The sequence below is a fragment of the Micromonospora sp. NPDC047753 genome (assembly GCF_040642735.1).
Taxonomy (GTDB): Bacteria; Actinomycetota; Actinomycetes; order Mycobacteriales; family Micromonosporaceae; genus Micromonospora.
In genome coordinates, this window is the sequence record NZ_JBEYSL010000671.1 from 1 (window position 1) to 2978 (window position 2978).

A 2978-nucleotide genomic window follows, 5' to 3' on the forward strand; every position below is an offset into this window, starting at 1 on the left:
GCGCCCAGGATCCAGCGCATGGGTGCCCGTGATGGTGTACACCTCGTAGTGCACGGCCACAAGCACCGTGCGTTCGTCTGGCGTGCTGAGGCGTACCACCTTCCGGAGTACAGCAACGAGCGCTGGGAGTTGGGACGCTTCAACATTGTCGGCGGCGGGAGCAGCGGCTCGAGATCGTCAGACGGGCGGCGTAACTTCTTCAACCTGATCAGGGTGGTAGGTTCCGTTGTGGAGTTGGAGATGTACCGGAGTCAACAGCAAGGCGCGTTCGAGCGCTTCATGACCTGGCGGGCGCCGTTGGCCACCGGGGCAGACGGCCGGCTGGAGATCGCTGCGTGGCAGGTCGTTCCAAATGGCTGACAGACGCCCGATCATAAACGCGCTCATCCTCGACATGGACAACACGTTGTACGACTGGGTGGCGTACTTCGTACCTGCGGTCCGAGCGATGGTGACCGTGGCTGCCAAGCTCCTAGACGTGCCCGATGACGAGGTGCGTAACGATCTCCAGTTCGTGCACCGCTTACGCGGCAACACCGAACATCCCTTCGCGTTGCTCGAGACCGCGACGGTCGAGCGACATCTGCCCGCGATGAGCCAGCGGGCGCGACACGAGTACTTGCTGCCAGCTTTCGCCGCCTTTAACGAAGTCCGGCGACACCATCTCCACCTCTACAGGGACGTAGAAAGCACCCTCCAGGCTGTCAAGGCCACGGGTTGTCGCATAGTGGGCCACACCGAGGCCAAGGACGTGAACATCAGCAGCCGAGCACGAGCTCTCGGGTTGGAGTCGATGCTGGAAGCGGTCTACGCGCCTCGGTTCGTTGGACCGCCGCACCCGCTCGGCGTCGATCGGCGATCGGCTCCGGCGGCGATCGAGGTTCGCGTTCTCCCGCCGACGGCACGCAAGCCCAACCCCGACATCGCACAGCGGATCGCTGAGCAGCTCGACGTTCCGCCCGCCCGCTGCCTCTACGTGGGTGACAACTTGAGCAAGGACGTGGTGATGGCCAAGCGAGCGGGAATGGTGGCAGCGTGGGCGCGCTACGGCACCCACCACGACCCTGAACTCTGGCGCGAGTTGGTGGCACTGTCCCATTGGGATCCTGCGGCCGTCAGTGCAGCAGAGAGCACGGGCGACGACTCAACACGGTTTGCGCCAGACGTCACGCTTGACGCCTTCCATGAGTTGCGGGATCACTACGTCTTCGCCCCAGCTTCACGGTCAGGGCGATCTCACGTTGGATCCGACTGCCTGGCCGCCGGTTCGACGGAGTGAGCGAAGCCGGCGGCGGGCTGGGCCGCTGACCACCCGCTCCGCCGACTCAAATCACCGATATTGCTTCGAAACTCGCTCAGCCACTCGTCAGTCTCCGCTTCCACCAACTCGGCGGTGCGCATCACCAACACGCGGATCAGTTTCTCGCGCCGTTGTACCACTAAATCGACTTCGTGGTTTTCGCTCGCCGTGCAAAGCTCTGCGGTTGCCCAATCCAACCGGAACTCGGTGAGCGCCCGCTGGAGTGCCTGCGCGGTGGCGATATCCCGCATCCATGCGGACGACAGCCCAAAGAAGTGGTCGAAGGCCAAGCACCCACCAGCCATGGCCAGTAGGACATACCCCCAACTGGCACCGCTGCCGGCGCTGGCTGCGCTGACCAGGGGGACGACACCTCCTGCGACTCCCAACAGAATGGCGCAACCGCGCAACACGCGCGAGATTCTGCGGCGGACCGCCTTGTCACGCAGATACCAGGCAACCGAGTCCTCGGCCTGCGCCTCTGCCCACTCTCGCAGGCGGTGCAGGACAACGTCACGCGACTGTTGCCCTTCGGCCGGCAGCGGGAACGGGCGGATGGTCATGTCCCGCCGGGGGATCCGATGATGTGCCCTATCTACGTTGCCGTTGCCGATGACCACGAATCCTCCGATGGCAGTACATGGCGGGGCCGTGATTTAGCACGGGTTGGGGAACCGGAAAAAGACTTCTCGCCCCACAACAGCCTGCATGGTCGAGTTGCAGCGGTCAAAGATCAGTCGCTTCATCGCGCCCCGATCGCTCAGTCGGCCTGTGCCGCCAACTCGCGGGCGCGGTCCCGGGCGGCCTCCAGCGCGGCGAGCAGCGCCGCGCGTACGCCGTGCTTCTCCAGCTCACGAATCGCGGAGATGGTGGTGCCGGCCGGCGAGGTGACCGCCTCGCGCAGCTTGACCGGGTGCTCGCCGGAGTCACGCAGCATCACCGCCGACCCGATCGCGGTCTGCACGATCAACTCGTGCGCCACCTGACGGGGCAGCCCGAGCAGGATCCCCGCGTCGATCATGGCTTCAACCAGCAGGTAGAAGTAGGCCGGGCCGGAGCCGGAGAGCGCGGTGACAGCGTCCTGCTGCGATTCGGGCACCCGGATCGTCTGGCCGAGCGGTTTGAACATCTCCTCGGCCAGCGTGAGGTGCGCCCCGGTGGCGTGCTCGCCGGCCGAGATCGCGGTCATCGCCTGGTCCACCAGCGCCGGGGTGTTGGTCATCACCCGCACCACCGGGGTGCCCTCGGGCAACCGGCGGCTGAAAAAGCTGGTGGGCAGACCGGCGCAGAGCGAGATGACGAGCTTGTCGGCCGGCACCTTGGGGCCGATCTCGTCGAGGAGCGCGGCGGCGTCCTGCGGCTTGACCGAGACCGCGAGCACAGCGGCCTCGTCCACCGCGGTCAGGTTGTCGACCACCCGTACGCCGTACCGGGCGGTCAACTCCTCCGCGCGAGCGGGTCGGCGGGCGGTGGCCAGCAGCCGGTCCACAGGCCATCCCGAGCGCAGCAGCCCGGAGAGCATCAGCTCACCGATCTTGCCCGCGCCGATCACCGCGACCGTGTGCACTCCGGCTGACATGTCGGCCCGTACCCCCTCGCATTGGGTCGCGGCGCGGCCCGATGGGCCAGCTCGCCGGCCGCCTTGCGGGTGAAGGTCAGCCCGAGGATCTGCTCCCGC

At 66.3% G+C, this 2978-nt stretch carries 3 protein-coding genes and 1 pseudogene; 2 read left to right on the forward strand and 2 right to left on the reverse strand.

All coding sequences use genetic code 11. The annotated features are described in order from the left end of the window. A pseudogene (locus tag ABZ749_RS32885) lies at window positions 1–360 on the forward strand (metallophosphoesterase); the annotation flags it as partial. Continuing rightward, complete coding sequence (locus ABZ749_RS32890; RefSeq protein ID WP_357234763.1) at window positions 353–1279, forward strand: HAD-IA family hydrolase; 927 nt, start codon at window positions 353–355, stop codon at window positions 1277–1279. The pseudogene ABZ749_RS32885 and the gene ABZ749_RS32890, both read left to right, overlap by 8 nt. On the opposite strand, the gene ABZ749_RS32895 is transcribed toward ABZ749_RS32890, so the two are convergent. After that, a complete protein-coding gene (locus ABZ749_RS32895) occupies window positions 1237–1920 on the reverse strand; it encodes an SLATT domain-containing protein (RefSeq protein ID WP_357234766.1) in 684 nt (227 codons plus the stop codon). The genes ABZ749_RS32890 and ABZ749_RS32895 overlap by 43 nt on opposite strands. A gap of 140 nt (window positions 1921–2060) precedes the next feature. After that, on the reverse strand, window positions 2061–2879 hold the full coding sequence (proC, locus tag ABZ749_RS32900) for a pyrroline-5-carboxylate reductase (protein WP_357234769.1): 819 nt from the start codon (window positions 2877–2879) through the stop codon (window positions 2061–2063). Between the last annotated feature and the right edge of the window lie 99 nt (window positions 2880–2978).